This is a genomic window from Telluria sp. B2 (assembly GCF_051789535.1).
Lineage (GTDB): Bacteria > Pseudomonadota > Gammaproteobacteria > Burkholderiales > Burkholderiaceae_D > Telluria.
In genome coordinates, this window is sequence record NZ_CP196525.1 from 5,079,393 (window position 1) to 5,095,949 (window position 16,557).

The 16,557-nt window shown below is 67.8% G+C and carries 11 protein-coding genes; 2 read left to right on the top strand and 9 right to left on the bottom strand.

What is annotated here, in order from left to right; translation table 11 throughout:
* Window positions 1–202 precede the first annotated feature (202 nt).
* From ACSUZJ_RS22450 to ACSUZJ_RS22470, 5 genes are all read right to left on the bottom strand, one after another.
* Window positions 203–3,025, bottom strand: coding sequence for an ATP-binding protein (locus tag ACSUZJ_RS22450; RefSeq protein WP_499411833.1), 2,823 nt, complete (start codon window positions 3,023–3,025; stop codon window positions 203–205).
* A gap of 15 nt (window positions 3,026–3,040) precedes the next feature.
* Window positions 3,041–3,745, bottom strand: a complete 705-nt coding sequence (locus tag ACSUZJ_RS22455; RefSeq protein ID WP_499411834.1) for a hypothetical protein — start codon at window positions 3,743–3,745, stop codon at window positions 3,041–3,043.
* Window positions 3,738–5,111 (bottom strand): hypothetical protein, encoded by a 1,374-nt coding sequence (locus tag ACSUZJ_RS22460; protein ID WP_499411835.1) that lies wholly within the window; start codon window positions 5,109–5,111, stop codon window positions 3,738–3,740. The genes ACSUZJ_RS22455 and ACSUZJ_RS22460 overlap by 8 nt, the downstream gene beginning before the upstream one ends.
* A gap of 327 nt (window positions 5,112–5,438) precedes the next feature.
* Window positions 5,439–6,194 (bottom strand): DUF3108 domain-containing protein, encoded by a 756-nt coding sequence (locus ACSUZJ_RS22465; RefSeq protein ID WP_499411836.1) that lies wholly within the window; start codon window positions 6,192–6,194, stop codon window positions 5,439–5,441.
* A 2-nt stretch (window positions 6,195–6,196) separates the two neighbouring features.
* Window positions 6,197–7,318, bottom strand: coding sequence for a DUF3108 domain-containing protein (locus ACSUZJ_RS22470; RefSeq protein WP_499411837.1), 1,122 nt, complete (start codon window positions 7,316–7,318; stop codon window positions 6,197–6,199).
* Between the two features lie 111 nt (window positions 7,319–7,429).
* On the opposite strand from ACSUZJ_RS22470, the gene ACSUZJ_RS22475 reads away from it, so the two are divergent.
* Together ACSUZJ_RS22475 and ACSUZJ_RS22480 are read left to right on the top strand one after the other, a co-directional pair.
* Complete coding sequence (locus ACSUZJ_RS22475; protein WP_499411839.1) at window positions 7,430–8,044, top strand: PhaM family polyhydroxyalkanoate granule multifunctional regulatory protein; 615 nt, start codon at window positions 7,430–7,432, stop codon at window positions 8,042–8,044.
* Window positions 8,045–8,198: 154 nt separating this feature from the next.
* Entirely contained in the window at window positions 8,199–11,489 is a 3,291-nt protein-coding gene (locus ACSUZJ_RS22480; RefSeq protein ID WP_499411840.1) for a patatin-like phospholipase family protein, read from the top strand.
* 213 nt (window positions 11,490–11,702) lie between these two features.
* Here ACSUZJ_RS22480 and ACSUZJ_RS22485 read toward each other — a convergent pair whose 3' ends face one another.
* The 4 genes from ACSUZJ_RS22485 to ACSUZJ_RS22500 all read right to left on the bottom strand — a co-directional run bounded on the left by ACSUZJ_RS22485 (window position 11,703) and on the right by ACSUZJ_RS22500 (window position 16,440).
* A complete protein-coding gene (locus ACSUZJ_RS22485) occupies window positions 11,703–13,394 on the bottom strand; it encodes a response regulator (protein WP_499411841.1) in 1,692 nt (563 codons plus the stop codon).
* Window positions 13,395–13,402: 8 nt separating this feature from the next.
* Entirely contained in the window at window positions 13,403–14,110 is a 708-nt protein-coding gene (locus ACSUZJ_RS22490; RefSeq protein WP_499411843.1) for a sensor histidine kinase, read from the bottom strand.
* Window positions 14,111–14,203: 93 nt separating this feature from the next.
* A complete protein-coding gene (mnmC1, locus tag ACSUZJ_RS22495) occupies window positions 14,204–15,877 on the bottom strand; it encodes an FAD-dependent 5-carboxymethylaminomethyl-2-thiouridine(34) oxidoreductase MnmC1 (protein WP_499411844.1) in 1,674 nt (557 codons plus the stop codon).
* The gene (locus ACSUZJ_RS22500; protein ID WP_499411846.1) at window positions 15,874–16,440 is read right to left on the bottom strand and encodes a DNA-3-methyladenine glycosylase I; all 567 of its coding nucleotides are present in this window, start codon (window positions 16,438–16,440) and stop codon (window positions 15,874–15,876) included. Before ACSUZJ_RS22500 ends, mnmC1 begins: the two co-directional genes overlap by 4 nt.
* Window positions 16,441–16,557 lie beyond the last annotated feature (117 nt).

Here is a 16,557-nt window from a genome sequence, read left to right on the forward strand (position 1 = left end):
CCCACTCTACGTGTCGCGACCGATCTGCCGTTAGCACTGGAACGTTGACCGTAGGGTGGGCACTCCGTGCCCACGCGTAAGGATGAGCAGACGGAACGGAATTCCGGTCGAAACCGGAGCGACGCTCCAGCCGATTCAAGGGCGTTCACGAAACACGTCCATCATCCACAATGAACAAGGGGCCCAGCGGGCCCCTTCTCTTTTACGCGGCTTTCGCCTCTTCCTTCCTTCTCTGCAGCACGAAGATCGGCTGCGCCCACTGCGTGTCCTTCTTCTTCTTGCTCGTGATGAGCGTCAGTTCCGAAGGGTCGTAGACGTCGGTGTTGTGGGTCAGCGGCGTCGTCATCAGGTACTGGGCGTCGGTGTTCTTGAGGAACTCGCCAACCAGCTGGATGTTGCGGATGTCCAGGTGCGCGAAGGGTTCGTCGATGAACACGAAGCCGCCCGAGCCCTCTTCCGACTTCAAGAGGCCGATCAAGAGCACCAGCGACTTCATCACCTGCTGGCCGCCCGAGGCTTCGCCGTCGTTCATGCCGATCTGGTCCTTGCCGTCGAACTTGAAGCGCACGTGCAGGCCCGCTTGCGCCAGCTGCACGTCGTCGTTCTCCAGGCGCACCGGGTCGGCCTGCACGTCGATGCCGGCCAGTTCGCCCAGCTCCTTGATGTTCTTCGAGTAGGTCTTGATCGTGTAGCGCAGGCGCTCGATGTAGGCGCCGCGCGCGTTGGCCGTGGCCTCGATCGCGCGGTTGTTCTGGTAGCGGCGCTCCTCGGTCTCGCTCTGGCGGCCGGCGAGCTGCTCGTTCAGGCGTGCGTACTGGTCGATGACGGTGGCATCCTGTTCCCAGTCGTTACGCGAGAGCGCGTGTTCCAGCGAACCGAGACGCAGGTTGACCTGGTGCGCGTTCTGGTGCTGGGACACCAGGGCCGCCCGGCGCGCCGGGTTCTTCCAGGCCGCCGGGATGCTGCGCCAGCCGCGGCGCATCTCCAGCAGGGCCTTGGCGTGCTCGGCGCGCTGCTCGATCTGGCGGCGGTGGTTCAGGCGCAGGCCCGCTTCGGCTTCCGACAGCGCCATGCGCGCGTTTTGCCACACGGTGTCGGCGCGGGTGCGCGCGACCGTCGCGTTCTTGGTGAGCGTTTGCAGTTCGCCCAGGCGCGCGCCGACTTCCAGGCGCTCGGCCTTCAGCGGCGCAATGCTGCGCAGTGCTTCCTCGAACTCGGCCTGGCGCGCCGCCAGTTCCTTGGCCGCGTCCACGCCGGCGATGCGCGCCTTCAGCGCACCGACTTCCGAGGCCAGCTTGCTGATGGTGAGCGTGAGCGCGTCTTCCTTCGCTTCCAGGCCAGGCAGCGCCTTCTGGATCGCTTCCAGGCGCTGGGTCTTGCCCGCCGCGCCGAAACGGTAGCGCGCAGGCTCGACGTAGAGCGAGCGGCCGCCGCGGCGTTCGCGGTGGTAGGCGTCCGGCGTGATCCACTCGTCCGCGCCCGACTTGAAGCCGGCATCGACCGAGTCGACGCGGTCGATGCGCGCCAGCTGGTCGATCAGCCAACTTGGGGCCGGGGCCGAGAAGTGCACCACCGACAGCAGGCTGTCGTCCTTCATTTTTGGTGCTTCGATGCAGTCCGGGACGATGAAGTGGCGATAACGTTCCTTTTCCGCCAGGCGGTAGGCCGCCGGCGCATCCTTGGCGCGCTCGAGCAGCACCACCGAAGCGTAGCCGCCCAGGACACCCTCGACCGCGCCTTGCCATTTCGGGTCCGTCACTTCGACGATGTCCGACAGCATGGCGTGCGGGATACCCTCGTCACGCAGCGCGCGGCGCATCTGGCGCTGGGCTTCCGGCTCCGGCATCGCGCTCTTGCCCTGCAGGGCCGAGATGGTCTGCATCTCGATGGCGATCCTGCTCGATACCGCCTCGCGCGCGGCCTTCTGGCGCGCCAGTTCGGCTTCCTTCTCTTCGAGCTGGCTCGCCACTTCGGCGATGTCGGCGCCGGCGTCCGCCGCCAGCTTCTGCAGGCGCTCCTTCTGCTCGAGCAGGTTTTCCAGGGGTTTCAGTTTCTGGTTGATGGCCGTCAAGCGGCCCGCCAGTTCCGTGCCTTCCTTCTCCAGCTGGGTTTCCTGCTGCTGGGCTTCGGTCAGCGCGCGCTGCTGGGCGGCCAGGGCCTGGCGCTTCTCGGCCAGCTGGCTGTCCGCCTGCTGCATGGGTTTGCGCTGCTCGCGCAGGTGGCGGCTCATGTTCGCCGCTTTTTCGCGCGCCTCGTGGTATTCCAGGCTGGGCAGCACTTCTTCGCGCAGCTCGCGCTTTTCCTTGTGCAGGTCTTCCCACTGGTGGTAGTTGGCCACGCGCAGGCGCAGGCCCTCGAGGTTGATGCGCGAGGTTTCAAGTTCCGCCTCGAAGCGCTTCAGTTCGGTCTCGGTGTCGCGCTGGTGGCGCTTGGCTTCGTCGTAGGCGTCCAGCACTTCCTTGTCGCCGAAGACCTGGAACACCAGGTCGAGCAGCTGGCGTGGCGCGTATTCGCACAATTTGTCGGTCTCGCCCTGCTCCAGGGCCAGCACCTTCGACATGGCCGGCGACAGGCCGGCCGAGGCCAGGCGCTTCCGGTAGTTTTCCACGCCCAGCCAGTCGGTGGCTTCGGTCACTTCCTCGATGTCGACGTTACCGGGGCGCATCAGGTACTGGCGCTTCCAGTCGCCGCCGTTCTTCTGCACCTGGCAGAACAGGGTCACTTCGTCGTCGCTGAAGAAGCCCGAGTGGCGGAAAGGACGGTTCGAGAGCTGGCGCCCGACCGGCTTGTTGTCGACCACGGCGCGCAGCCAGGCGCTTTGCTGGCCCGAGTGGCGCGCATAGTGCTTGTAGGTGCGGCCCATCGAGCAGTCGAGGCCGAACAGGGTGCGCAGCGCGTCGAGCAGCGTGGTCTTGCCGGAGCCGTTCTGGCCGGCGATGGTGATGATCTTGGCGTCGAGCGGGATGTTCTTGATCCGCTGCCAGTAATCCCAGTGGACCAGTTCGAGTGATTTAATGTGGAACATGGTGTCTCAGTTCGCTCAGCTTGGATTATCGAGAGGCTCGGCATCGAGCTCGGCGTCGTTGGCGGCGTCGGCCGCGGTGCGGCGTACCGCGGCCAGCGGGGCGCGCTTGAACACGTCCGACAGGGCGCCGTTGATGATGCGCTCCTTCAGCAGGTCGGTGTCCATCATCAGGTCGAGCAAGGGGCCTTCCAGGATCACGTCGCCGCGGCGCTCGATGAAGCCGAGTTTCGACAGCACGCCCAGGTTCATGTCCATGCGCGTCTTCTTGCCCAGCTTGTCGCCGAAGTCCGACAGCAGCGCGGTGTAGGAGATGCCGATCGAGGTGTCCTCGGCGCGCGGGATCGGCGCGTCCTTGTCGAACATGTCGGTCTGGTCGTCCACGATCGTGGTGTGGGTTTCCTGGCGCTCGCGCTTGGGCAGGATAATCTGGGCCCACAGCACCACCAGCAGGGCCACGCCGTCGCGCGTCAGGCCGAAGTTATTGTTCTGCCAGATGTCCTTGGCGCCGAAGATCTTCGGCTCGACGTTGCGGTGCAGGGCGATCGTCACATGGTCGGCGTACACGTTGTCGAGGAGCTTGAGGCCCGATTCCAGCAGGCGCTTGTCGACTTCGGCGCGGAAGGTCTCGTCCGACAGCGCGCGCTTGACCATCTTGTCGTCGCGGCGCAGCGTCTGGTGCGTGAGCAGGCGGGCAATCAGGATTTGTGCGTCGTCATTCATTCGGCGTGCCGCTTTCGAGATCTAGGTCTAGTGAGAGGGTTGCAAAGGACATGGCGGCCACTTCCGGATCGTCGAGCTGGACCATCTCGTCCTTCGCCTCGAACTTGATCGGCAGGCGCGCCAGTTCCGCGGTGGCGCCTTGCAGGCTGGCTTCGGCGGCGTCGCCCAGCAGCGGCAGCAGCGAGGCGCGGTAGGAGGCGACGGCGAACGAGGCCGGCAGCAGCGACTCGTGCAGCTCGACCTTCTTGGGGCCGGTCTCGGAAAACTCGGGGAAGTTGCCGAGGTTGGCGAAGTCGGCCAGCTTGGTGATCCAGTCGTCGAGCTCCGCCTGCATCGCCGGGTTGTCGTTGATGGTCAGCGGCGCGTCCTGGCCGCTCGGCAGGCCCTTCTGGCCGACGGTCACCACGCGCTCGGCCAGCAGCTCGGTCTCGGCCACGTCGATCATCTCGGCCGGCGTGCCGAACAGCGGCACCACCGGGCGGTCGATCGCGCCTTCGGCGAGACTCGCCAGGTCCTCGTGCGCCAGCAGCCAGCGCTTCACGTCGGTGGTCGACAGGCCGGACTGGCCCAGGTGCACGCGCTGGCGCTCGATCTGGTTCAGCGCACGAGAAAACATGCCTTGCATGTTGAGCAAGGCGCTTTGTGCCCTGCCGATCGCCTGCGCCGCCTTGTGGGTCGCGGAATCGGCGCGTTCGTCGGACGTGATGGCGCGCAGGATCACGGAGCCCTTCTCGACCCAGTCGCAGGCCATGTGCCACTTCGCCTGGGAATTGCGCAGCTTGAATTCGGAACCGGAAGCGATGGCGTCGCGGAACTCCTCGGTCAGCTCGACCAGGCGGCCCAGCAAATGCTTCAATTGCTCGACCGTGACCCCGCCCACGGCCTGGGCGCCGGCCACCTGCGACAGCAGGAAGCCCATCTCGGCCTCGTCGTCCTCGGGCTTGCCCAGCGCCAGCAGGGTGTCGAGCGCGGACAGGACGTTGCGGGCCAGCGGCGTGATGCGGTACACGCCGTTCGGCGCATCCCAGGCCAAGAGGCCATGGGTGCGCAGGCGGTTCAGCACTGTCTCCAGGCTTTCCGGGATCAGGTAGGCGAGCTTCTGGTTGATGTCGGCACGTGAAAAGGCCGAGCTGGCGGTGTCGGCGGCCAGCTCCCGCAGCACCAGCAGGCGCACCAGCACGCCGTCCTGGCTGCCGTGGAACAGCGCCGAGAAGGCGGACAGCATGGGCTGCGCCTTCTTGAGGTGAAACACCTGCTCGATTTCGTCCGGCGCGATGCCGGAATGGAAATGCGCCTGGAGCGGATCCAGCTCGTCCTGCGCAGTGCCATGGGGTTCCGCGGCGGAGGCCGCCTGTGTGTCGATCATCGTTGGGATACCAGTCTGCAAGCGGACCGCACTGCCTGAGCAGGCAAGTCGAAGTGTCCGCGGGGGGCGCCAGTATAACAGTTCAGGCTGCTTAATCGGCAGCAATATTCCGCCACAGGTCGGCCGGTTTTGTACAAACGACACATTCGCACGGCGCCCCGGCACCGCGGCACAGACCAGAAGTAAAGCTTATTAGACGCCTTCTTTTATGAGATTTTCATATGGAGGCTCTGCGAGGGGCGCGTTCTGATCGGCAAGCCGCCGAGTGAAGAGCCGATGTCCGCCCAGGCATCGGCTTTTTAATGCTGCGTCTTCATTGCTGCGTAATTATTTGCGCGTAATGCGCGTGACCGTCTGCTCGATCGTGTCGCGCTCGTCCTCGAAGCGCAGTTTCACCGGATACCACTCCTGGGACGGCGCCAGCCAGATCTCGACGTTGTCGCCGCGGCTGTCGCGCGGCTCGCGTTTCACGTGGACGGTGTCCAGTTCGCCCATGGCGGTGCGGATCTTTTCCTGCTTGACGACCCTGAAGGTCCAGGGCTCGGCGTCACGGCGCCCGGCCACGACGAACGTCCATTCGCTGCCCGGCTTGAACTTCGCCTCGCCGGCGGCGCGCGCGACCGCGGCCAGTTGCCAGGTGACCGAGGCGCGGTCCTGCTCGCCACCCTTCATCGCATACGGCTGTTTCGCTTCGGTAAACACGATCGTTTTGGCCTCGCGATTGAAGTTGGTAGTGGTGGCGTCCTTGCGATAGCGCTTCTCGGTAAAAGTGTCGGGGGCCAGGCCGTAGGCATCGACGACACCCTGGCTGCGGTATTCGTTCAGCTTGCCCAGCAGGGCCACGCGCGCCTCGACATTGACGTCGTACTTGCCGTCGCCAGCGCGCCAGGTGATCAGGGCGTCGCCCTTCAGGCCGATGCCGCGCTGCTGGGCGTTCAGTTCATAAGCCAGGTCGGCCGACGGCGGCAGTTCGACCGTGCGCTTCACGGGCGCGGCCGGGGCGGCGGCCGTCGCGTTCAGGCTCAAGGCCAGCAGGCCAGCGCCGGCTGCGGTGGCATAGCGCATCAATAGATTGCTTCGCATTATCATTTTCCTGTATCGGTGAAGGCTATATTATTCACGGTTTGCGTGGTGACTGCACCGTTGGCCTCCGTATTGCGAATCTGCACCGGATACCAGCCACGCGCCGGCGCCAGCCAGATGTCCAGGCGCGAACGGTAGGAGCCTTCTTTTGGCGGACGCGACAGGTGCCAGGTCTGCAGCCGGCCGAGCTTGGTGTCGATCTCTTCCTGGCCCACGACGATGAAGCGGAAGACGGCGGCGTCGCGGTCTTCGCCGACCTGGATGTCTATATCGCCCGTCAATTGTCCAACATCGCCGCGCGCGATGGCGGCCAGTTGCAGCGGAACACTGGCCTTGTCCTGCGCGCCCGGCGTCAAGGGATAGGATTTCTGCGAGGCCGAGAACGTGATCCTGTTGGCGCTCCAGTCGAAGTGGGTGGCGGTCATGGCGCGGCCGCGGCGCTTTTCCGTCATCTTCACGGGCGCGAAGCCGGTGGCCGCGACCGCCCCTTCGCTATTCAGCACCGCCAGGTTGACGCGCGTGAACACGACCCGGATGCCGGCTTCGAAACTGATGTGGTAAGTGTCCTCGCCATAGCGCCAGGCCAGCTGCGCTTCGCCGCTCCACTGGGTGCCGTCCGCATCCGTGCGCGCGACGTCCATCGTGATCGCGGCCGGCGGCGGCATGTCGACCTTGTAGCGGCGCGGTTCCGGTGGCGGCGGCGCGGCGGGCGCCGGTTCGGGCGGCGCGGGCTCGAGCGCCGCGACCGCCGGCGCCGGCGCCGCCGGCGCGCCCGCTGCCGGCTTGCCTTCGCCGACACCACCTTCGCCTGGCGCGACCGGCGGGCCGATGGCGTCGTCGGCCAACACCGGCCCGGCCTCGATCGGCAGCTCGGGAAGCGCGGGCAGCGGCGGTGGCGGCAAGGGCTTCGGGAGCGGCGCCGGCGGCACCTCGGGCGGCGGCGCCGGGACGGGCTCGCGCAGCAGGCGGGTCTGGACCATTTCCATTGCGCCGGTGGGGGTGACGCTGCGCGGCAAACCGGCATAGCCTCCCATCCAGGCGAACAGCAGCGCATGCAGCAGCACCACGAGTGTGCCCAGCAGCAGCGCGCGGCGCCGTATGGAAATGTAGGAAACGATACCCATGACCCTAGTGTAACCTTCCACGCCCCTGCTTGCCGCCCAGCAGCTTGCGGCCAGCCTTTGAACCACAGTTATTTATCTGCTACGCTACAGCCACAACCAACGGAGACCACCATGCTCAAACCTCCCTCGCAGAATATGCCTGGCATGACGGATACGCTCGAGTTCGTGAAGAACCTGTGGGGCAGCATGAATGTGCCCGGCGCCGGCATGGGCGGGATGCCCGGCCTGGGTTCGGCCGGGATGACCGGGCTGTCCACGGACGATCTCGACAAGCGGATCACCGACCTGAAGGCGGTCGAAAACTGGCTCAACCTCAACCTGTCGATGCTGCGCACCTCGATCCAGGCGCTCGAAGTGCAGCGCGGCACCATCGCGGCGCTCAAGTCGATGAGCGACAGCATGGTCCAGGCCATGGGCAAGCAGGGCGACCAGACGGCCTCGGTCCCGCCCTTCTCCGCTTTCTTCTCGCCCAACGGCACCCAGGAAGCGGGCACCAGCATGCCGGGCGCCGGCGCCGATCCTGCGGCGGCACCCGATGGGCCCATGCCGGCCGCCGTCGCATGGTGGAATTTGCTGCAGGAACAGTTCCGCCAGGCCGTGGCCAGCACCATGCCGGCCGACGGCGGCGCCAATCCCGAGGCCAAGCCGCCCAAGGAGCAGCCCGCCAAGGAGCCGACCGACATGGGCGGGCCGCGCCAGAATCGCACGAAAGCCGATAAAAGCTAATGCTTGCAGCAATACCGCGCCGCCGCCAGCCCTTCCTTTGATTTGACGGGCATCACACGCGCCCCAGCCGTGCTGAACTTGAAGCATGGCTGGGGCGCTTGACTTTCGACGCTGCTGACGTTTCCGGCCCGCATGTTTTTCGTAGGGGCTGGCCATGTCCACTGTCGATTTCTCCCATCTGACGGCCGCGCAAGTGGCCGACCTGCGGCGCAAGCTCGAGAGCGCCGGCTGCACCGTGCCACCCCATGCCGCTACGCTCGCGGAACTGGACGACGCGATCGCCGCCTTCCGCAAGCAGCAGGGCATCGCGACGAGCGGCCCGCTCGACGAGGCGACCTGGCGCCGCCTCGATGCCGTCAGCGGCAGCGTGTTCAGCGAAGTCTTCCAGAACGAGCTCGACCTGCTGCGCCCGCGCCCGGACGGCGATCCGAAGCAACTCATGCCGGCCTGCTCCGCCGAACTGCTGCAGCGTTCTCACGGGGCGGCGCTGGCCGGACTGGCGCTGTCCGGCGGCGGCGTACGCAGCGCCACCTTCAACCTGGGCGCCCTGCAGGCGCTGGCCGAACTGCGCCTGCTGCGCGACTTCGATTATTTGTCGACGGTATCGGGCGGCGGCTTCATCGGCGGCTGGCTCTCGAAGTGCATCCGCGAGCGCCAGGGCGACGTGCGCGCGGTCGAGGCCCTGCTCACGCCCGGCGCCAGCGGCCAGGCCGTACCCTCGGAGCCGGTGGAGATCCAGTTCCTGCGCCAGTACAGCAACTACCTGACGCCGAGAAGCGGGACCTTCAGCGCCGATACCTGGACCCTGATCGGCACCTACGTGCGCAATACCTGCCTGAACCTGGCGATGCTGGTGGCCTGGCTGTGCGCCCTCCTGATCCTGCCGCGCTTCGCGGTCTGGGGCGTGCACCGCATCGTCAAGCCGGGCGGCCCTTGGGCCGCCTGGTCCGACGCCGCCTGGCTGCTGGGCGTCACCCTGTTCCTGGGCGCCGTTTTCTGCATCGCATTGAGCATTTCAAGCAAGCCGGAAAGCTCGCGCGGCCTGCGCCGCTTCCCGCTCGAGCAGGGAGCGGTCCTGGTCTGCATCAACCTGCCGCTGCTGGCGGCGGGCTTCCTGGTCAGCATCGGACTGTGGCGCCACGGCGGCGTGGTGCCGGCGCTCTGGGAACACGGCCTGCCGGCGCGTTTCGAGGGCTGGGGCCTGGCCTGGCTGCTGGTGCCGGGCCTGGTCTACTACATCGTCTGGGCCAGCGGCTGGTACCTGGCGCACGACCGCACCAGCCCCTACCGGAACGTGGGCTACGTCGTCTGCGGCGCCGGCGCCGCGGCGGTGCTGGCGCTGTCGCTCAAGGCGGCGCTGGCCTTCGCGCCGGACACCGTGGCCCACCTGATGCCCTTGAAGTGGGCGCAGCTGCTGGCCTGGCCCCTGATCCCGGCGATGATGGCGGCGCTCCTGGTCGGCGCCGGCGCGCTGGCGCTGGAACGGCGGCTCGGGCGCGGCCGCTGCATCCCCGATGTCTCGCGCGCCGAACTGCAGGAAGGCTTCATCCACTTCGCCTGCGCCATCGGCGCGCTGGCCGTGGGCACCCTGCTGCTGCTGGCCGGCCTGTCGCTGCTGCCGAATCCCCAGCAGCACCGGATCCTGAACAATGCGATCGCGCTGGCGAGCTTCGGCATGCCCTTGATGATGACGCTGTTCTCGGTGACGATGACGCTGATGATCGGCCTGATCGGCTCGCTCTACAGCGACGCCAGCCGCGAGTGGTGGAGCCGCCAGGGCGCCTGGTCCTCGATCTTCTCGCTGGTCTGGGTGGCGATGTTCGGCGTGGCCTTCTTCGGGGCGCCGCTGCTGCACTGGGCCTGGCTCACCTTCGACCCGCTCGCCAACGCCGGCACCGCGATCGGCTGGCTGGTGATGACCTGGCTGGGCCTGAAGGCCGGCAGCGGCAGCGCTACCGGTTCCCCGGCGGGCAACTGCGCCAAGCGCGAGCTGGTGGCGCGCCTGGCGCCCTATTTCTTCACCGTCGGCGTGTTCGCGCTGTTGTCCAGCCTGGTCCAGGCCAGTGTCGCCATGCCCGACCAGCGCTGCCCGAAACCGATCTCGCTGCCCTGCATCTACGCCGCGCATGCGAACGCCACGCTGGCGGCCAGCGGCAGCACGCTCCTGATCGCCTTCGGCTTCTTCCTGGGCGCGGCCCTGCTGCTCGGCTGGCGCGTCGACATCAACAAGTTCTCGCTCTACATGCTGTACCGGAACCGCCTGGTGCGCGCCTATTTCGGCGCCAGCAGCCGCATGCGCAAGCCCCATCCCTTCACCGGCTTCGATCCGGACGACGACCCGCAGCTGGCCGACATGGCCAACCAGCGCCCCTACCACATCGTCAACACGGCGCTGAACCTGGTCAGCGGCGAAGAGCTGGCCTGGCAGACGAGAAAAGCCGCCTCCTTCGTGTTCACGCCGCGCTTTTGCGGCTTCGAGATGCCGCTGATGCCGGCCCAGGGGCCGAACCAGGGCCTGCGCGACGCCCAGCGCGGCGCCTACCGGCCGACGCGCGAATATGCCTCCAAGGCCGGCGCCTCCGACATCGACGCCACCGTGCGCCTGGGCATGGCGGTGGCGCTGTCGGGCGCGGCGGCCAGCCCCAACATGGGCACGCATTCGTCGCCGCCCCTGAACTTCCTGATGACGATGTTCAACGTGCGCCTGGGGCGCTGGTGCCCCAACCCACGCAAGGCGACCTGGACCCACTCCTCGCCCGGCATCGGCCTGTTCAGCCTGATTTCCGAGCTGTTCGGCATGACCAACGCCGACGCCAACTACGTCTACCTGTCCGACGGCGGGCATTTCGAGAACCTCGGTATTTATGAACTGGTGCGGCGGCGCTGCCGCCTGATCGTCGCGGTGGACGTGGCCAGCGACCGCGAGATGGCTTTCGAGGACCTGGGCAACGCGATCCGCAAGTGCGCCACCGACCTGCACGTGAGCATCGACCTGGACGTGTCGAAGATGGACCTGAAGGCGGGAACCGGCCTGTGCGGCGGCAGCTGCGCGGTGGGCGCGGTGCGCTACAGCCACGTGGACCCGGACGGCGCCGACGGCACGCTCCTGTACATCAAGCCGGCCATCGTCGGCTCGGAAAACGCGGACGTGCTCAACTACCGCAAGGCCCATCCCGACTACCCGCACCAGAGCACGGCCGACCAGTGGTTCGACGAGGCCCAGTTCGAGAGTTACCGGGCGCTGGGCTACCACATCGTCAAGTCGGCGCTCAGCAGCGCTGCAGCGGCATCGCGGCGGGCCGATGGCGGACATGACGTGGCGAAGCTGTGCGCGCATCTGCTGCGCGAGCATGGGCTGGCGCCCGCGCCGATCGTGCCGGCAAGGCCGGCCTGCGGATGCGGCACGCAAGGCGTGTGCGGCTGCGGGCGCGATGCGTTCAGGTAGATCCGTAGGGTGGGCACCCCGTGCCCACGCGGAACGCGGCACATTGTTTGCGCGGCGACGATTGACACAATGCGCACATTACAACGGTTCCGGGGATGCCCCATTCACGGTTCCGTAGTTGCCGATCGGTTTGATGCCACGACTACCCGGGAACGCAAACGCACGTACCGCCTGGGCACAGAGTGCCTACGCCGGCCGCGCCCACCCTACGGGTCAAGCCGCGGACTCGGGTGGCGGCGACTCCGCCGCTGAGGTCACTTCTTCGACCTTCGGCGCCAGCGCCGCCAGCTGCTCCATCAGCTGCGCAAAACGCTGCTGCCCCGGCTGCAGGCGGTCGACGTGGGCCAGCACCTCATGCGCCTCGGCCGCGAGCGCTTCGTCGTAGCCCTTCTCGCGCATGTGCGACAGCAGCACCTGAGCCGCGTTGAACAGGATGCGCTGGTTGTTCGGCAGTTTTTCGCGCGCGCTGCGCATCCACCTGACCGCCTCGCCCAGCTTGCCGGTCTTCCAGAGCAGCACACCCTGGTTCATCAGGTCCGCGGCCTGCTTCTTCGCCGCGCGGATCAGCTCTTCGCCCTCCTCGTCCATGCGCGCCTTTTCAAAAATCGCCTGGACCTCCTCGAGCAGCACCGCGTTGTCGTGGTTGTTGCGGGTGACGTAGCACAGCAGGTCGACCGGCGCTTCCTTGACGCCGACGGCGAACAGCAGCGTCGCCATCTCCAGGCAGGTCGGCACGTCGGGCCGCTCGGGGTGCGCAGCCAGCAGGGCCTCGAGTTCGTCGCCGGCCTTGCGCGCAAGGCGGTAGTCGCCGCTCTCGTGGTAGACCAGGCCCTCGGTGATCTTGGCGCGCAGGGCGATGTCGGCATGCTCGGCGCCGAACTCGCGCTGCGCCGTCGCGAGCAAGGCCAGCGCTTCCTTCGGATCGTTCTTCAGCCCGCACACGCGCGCCAGGCCGAGGTAGGCGTCCGGCGTCCGGCGTACCGAATACTCGCCGACCGCGATGCATCTGCGGAAGGCCTTCTCGGCCAGTCCCACGTTGCCCAGCTTCAGGCAGATCTTCCCGAGATTGCGCTGGCGCGGCACGGAATTGGGCGAGAGCCTGGCGGCGCGTTCGAGGATGGAACAGGCCTCCTCGAGCTTGCCCATCTGCTGGTAGACCTGGGCCAGCTGGTCGTAGGCGTCGATGTAGTAGCGGTTCTCGGCGATCACGCCGAGGAACATCTGGCGGGCCTGATCCAGTTCGCCATCGGCCATGCGGATCTTTGCCAGGCCGGCGCGCGCCCACTGGTATTCGCGCTGGGCCAGCACGCGCTCGTAGGCTTCACGCGCCCGTTCCGGCTCGCCGCTTTTCTCCATCAGGCGCGCCTTCATGCGCAGCAGCTCGATCTCGTGCACGCGGCTGGCCGCGATCTGTTCGTCGCACAGGCGCGCGGCGCGCAGGTAGTCCTTCTCGGCATAGGCCTGGTCGACCGGGCGGAACACCTGCTTGCGGTGCCAGGCGCGGTTCAGGCGCGTGAGCAGCACGCCCTCGGTGATCGGCTTGACCAGGTAGGCGTCGGGCTGGTGCTCGGCCGCACCCATGACCGACTCGACGCTCTTCTCGGCCGACACCATCATCCACACGCTCGAGGGCAGCAGCAGGTTGCGCACGCGCGCTTCTTCCAGCACCTGCTGGCCGTTCTTGCCGTCGCCGAGGTTGAAGTCGCACAGCACCACGTCGTAGCGGAGCTTGGCCAGCAGGGCGATCGCTTCGCCGCCGCTGGCCGCCTGGTCGATGTTGCGCGCGCCCAGGCTGCGCAGGCTTTCGCGCAGCAGCTGGCGCACGCCGATGAAGTCGTCGACGACCAGGTAGTTCTTGCCGGCCCAGTCGAGCTGCTCGGCCTTGCGCTCGACAGGCTGATTCATCGGCGCGTTCATGGCAGGGTCAGCACGAAGCAGCCGCCGCCGAGCCGGCCGCCGTTCTCGAGATGTACGCTGCCGACGCGGCCGCGGTGGCGGTGCATGCCTGCCACTTCGCGCGCGAAATACAGGCCGAGGCCGGCGCTGTTGGTCTGGAAATTGACGCCGCTGGCCACCCCGCTCAGGCCTGCGGCGCCGGCCTCGAGCAGGGATTGCGGAAAGCCGGCGCCATTGTCCTCGACGCGGATCTCGAGCAGGTCACCGTCCTGGCGCAGCGCCAGGCGGATGCGGTCGCGCGTGTAGTGCACCGCGTTGTTGACGGCATGCGAGACCACGCCGACGATCAGGTCCTCGTCGAGGTGCCAGATGAGCTCGGGGTCGACCTCGACGTCCAGCACGATGCCGCGCGCCTCCAGCAGCACCCGGCTCAGCGCCGTCACCTGCTCCACCAGCTCGGCGGCCGCGATCGGCTGCACGTCGAAGGGATATTCCGGCTGGCCGACCTGCTTGTACAGGGCCAGCAGTTGCATCAGGTTGTCGTTCAGGCGGCGCGTCTGGTACAGCATCTGCGCCATCTGCGGATACGCCTTTTCCGCCTGCGGCGACGCCGCGTCGAGCAGCCCCTCGAGCGTCCCCGAGAGCACGCTGATCGAGTTCTTCATGTCGTGCGCGGTCGAGGCGAGGAATAGCGCGAGCTGCTGGGAGTGTTGGGTGTCGTCCATGCGCCGGCGCCCTCCTTCCGGCGCAAAAGTTGCCACACGCCAATTATACGCACAGAAGGCGGCGCCTCCGCCTTGCGCGCAAGCAGGCAGAGCTCAATCCGGCATCAGAAGCTGCGGAGCACGGCTCCTGCGGCGTGCGCGCAACACGAAGCGGGCCGGATCGAGGGCATCCACCAGCGCCGCCTCCAGCGGCAGCGGCTCGTTTTCCAGCTTTGCCGCCAGCAGTTCGGCGCACAGCGGCGCCCAGATCAGGCCGCGCGAGGCATAGCCGAGCAGGCCGTACAGGCCCGGATGACGCGGCACGTCGCGCAGGCGTTCGGTACTGCCTGCCGCCTCGAAGTCGGGCAGCGCGCCCACCAGCGGCAGACGGTCCGGCGCCACGCAGCGAAAACCCACCCGGCCTTGCAGCGGCGCGCCGGCGCCAGCCGCGGGATCGGACACCAGGGCCTGCAGGCGCGCGATGTTTTCCTGCTGGCTGGCCGGGCGCAGCTCGGGGTCGGCGTCGAGGTCGTAGGTGGCGCCGGCACAGGCGATGCCGTTCGCGGCCGGGGTCAGGTAGGCTTCGCGGCACAGCACGAAGGGCAGCGCCGGCAGCGTTGCTGCATCGAAGTGGGTCACCTGGCCGCGCAGCGCCGCCAGCGGCAGGCGCGCCGCCTGTTCGAAACGGGTGGATGCCGCGCCGCCGGCCAGCACCACGGTCGGGGCCTGGGCGACGACGCTGCCATCGCTCCCACGCACCAGCCATTCATCCTCGGCGCGTTCGAGCGTCACGCTGCCGGCATCGAAGCGCTGCACCAGACGCTCGCCGCAGGCCTCCAGCATGGCCGCGCAGACGCTGCCGGGACGCGCCCAGCCGCCCTGGCGGAACAGCCAGGCCCCATCCGGCGCCGGCAGGCCGAGCAGGGCCTGCGCTTGCGGTCCTTCCAGCCACTCGGCGAACGCGCGGGGATAGGCGCCGGCGGCGGCGATCGTGCGCGACACCCGCGCGTGTTCCGCGTCGCGCGCCAGCTGCATCACGCCGCAGGCCGCGCCCTCGATCGCGCGCCCGATACCGCCGATGCTGTCCCAGTAGCGCAGCGCGTACAGGTAGGCCGCGCGCGTCAGGCGGGTCGGGATGTTGTCGTCTTTTGAGAGCAGCGGCATGAAGATGCCGGCCAGGTTGCCCGAGGCTTCCATCGCCGCGCGCGGATGGCGCTCGACCAGGGTCACCTGCCAGCCGCGTGCGCACAGCTTGTGCGCGGCGGCGCACCCGGCCAGGCCCGCGCCGATCACGACCGCCCGGCGCGGCGGCACCGGCGTCAGGGGCTGGCGCGGCTTGCGGCTGGCGAAACGTGCGCTGCGCCCGGGCTCGTCGAACACGAAGCCCTGTGCGGCGAGCGCCGCGGCTTGTTCGCCCGTAAGCGCTTCGGCATGCAGGAGCGCATCGCCGGCGACGAGGCGCGCCAGCGCGCGGGCAAATCCCGTCCCGCAGTCCTCCACCCCGGCCAGGATCGCACAATCGATGCGCGCCACCAGCTGGGCCAGGGCGGCGTCCAGCGGCGCGCACAGCAGGTCGAGCGTGACGCCATCGTCCGGTTGGGGGATGCGGTGGAAGCCGGGCAGCAGGCCCTCCACCAGTGCGACGATGTGCAGGCGCGCGGGACGCAGCGGGTCGGCGCGCCAGGCCGCGACCAGGGCGCGCACTTGCGCGCCGTCGCCGTAGCGCGTGTACAGCACGGTATAGCGTTCGCGGCCCTGCCAGGACATCGATGGCGGAAACGGAGTCACGCCGCTCCCGCGTGACGGAAGCAATGCGGCGCGTGGTCGTCGACCATGCCAATGCCCTGCATGTAGGCGTAGACGATGGTCGAGCCGACGAACTTGAAACCGCGTTTCGACAAGTCCTTCGAGATGCGGTCGGACAGGTCCGTCTTGCTGGGCCGCGTGCCCTCGCTCCAGTCGCCGACAATTGGCTTGCCGTCGACCCAGGCCCACAGGTAGCTGTCCAGGGTCTGGCCTCCGGCGCGCAGCGCCAGGTAGGCCCGGGCGTTGCCGATCGCCGCCGCCACCTTCAGGCGGTTGCGCACGATGCCGGGGTTGGCCAGCAACTCGGCGACCTTGGCCTCGTCGTAGCGGGCGATCTTCTCGGCGTCCCAGTCGTCGAAGGCGGCACGGTAGCTGTCGCGCTTGTTGAGGATGGTTTCCCAGGACAGCCCGGCCTGGGCGCCTTCGAGGTTGAGCATTTCGAACAGGCGGCGCTCGTCATGGCAGGGCGTGCCCCACTCGTGATCGTGGTAGTCGAGGTAGCGGGGATTGGCCGGATTGGCCCAGCTGCAGCGATTGGTCGTCATGGCCGGAAGTATACGCCAGGCCGTGCTCCAGGAGGGTGATCGAGGGGATTGGTAGGGATGAGCGGGGACAAGCAAGGGATGAGCGAAGGATAAGAAACTACGCGCGCGACAACCGGG

Bases quoted from the DNA above. Each gene is read 5' to 3' on its own strand.
- ACSUZJ_RS22475 (WP_499411839.1), top strand. From the start codon at position 7,430: ATGCTCAAACCTCCCTCGCAGAATATGCCTGGCATGACGGATACGCTC.
- ACSUZJ_RS22490 (WP_499411843.1), bottom strand. From the start codon at position 14,110: ATGGACGACACCCAACACTCCCAGCAGCTCGCGCTATTCCTCGCCTCG.
- ACSUZJ_RS22465 (WP_499411836.1), bottom strand. From the start codon at position 6,194: ATGCGAAGCAATCTATTGATGCGCTATGCCACCGCAGCCGGCGCTGGC.
- ACSUZJ_RS22460 (WP_499411835.1), bottom strand. From the start codon at position 5,111: ATGATCGACACACAGGCGGCCTCCGCCGCGGAACCCCATGGCACTGCG.
- ACSUZJ_RS22470 (WP_499411837.1), bottom strand. From the start codon at position 7,318: ATGGGTATCGTTTCCTACATTTCCATACGGCGCCGCGCGCTGCTGCTG.
- ACSUZJ_RS22485 (WP_499411841.1), bottom strand. From the start codon at position 13,394: ATGAATCAGCCTGTCGAGCGCAAGGCCGAGCAGCTCGACTGGGCCGGC.
- ACSUZJ_RS22500 (WP_499411846.1), bottom strand. From the start codon at position 16,440: ATGACGACCAATCGCTGCAGCTGGGCCAATCCGGCCAATCCCCGCTAC.
- ACSUZJ_RS22480 (WP_499411840.1), top strand. From the start codon at position 8,199: ATGTCCACTGTCGATTTCTCCCATCTGACGGCCGCGCAAGTGGCCGAC.
- ACSUZJ_RS22455 (WP_499411834.1), bottom strand. From the start codon at position 3,745: ATGAATGACGACGCACAAATCCTGATTGCCCGCCTGCTCACGCACCAG.
- ACSUZJ_RS22450 (WP_499411833.1), bottom strand. From the start codon at position 3,025: ATGTTCCACATTAAATCACTCGAACTGGTCCACTGGGATTACTGGCAG.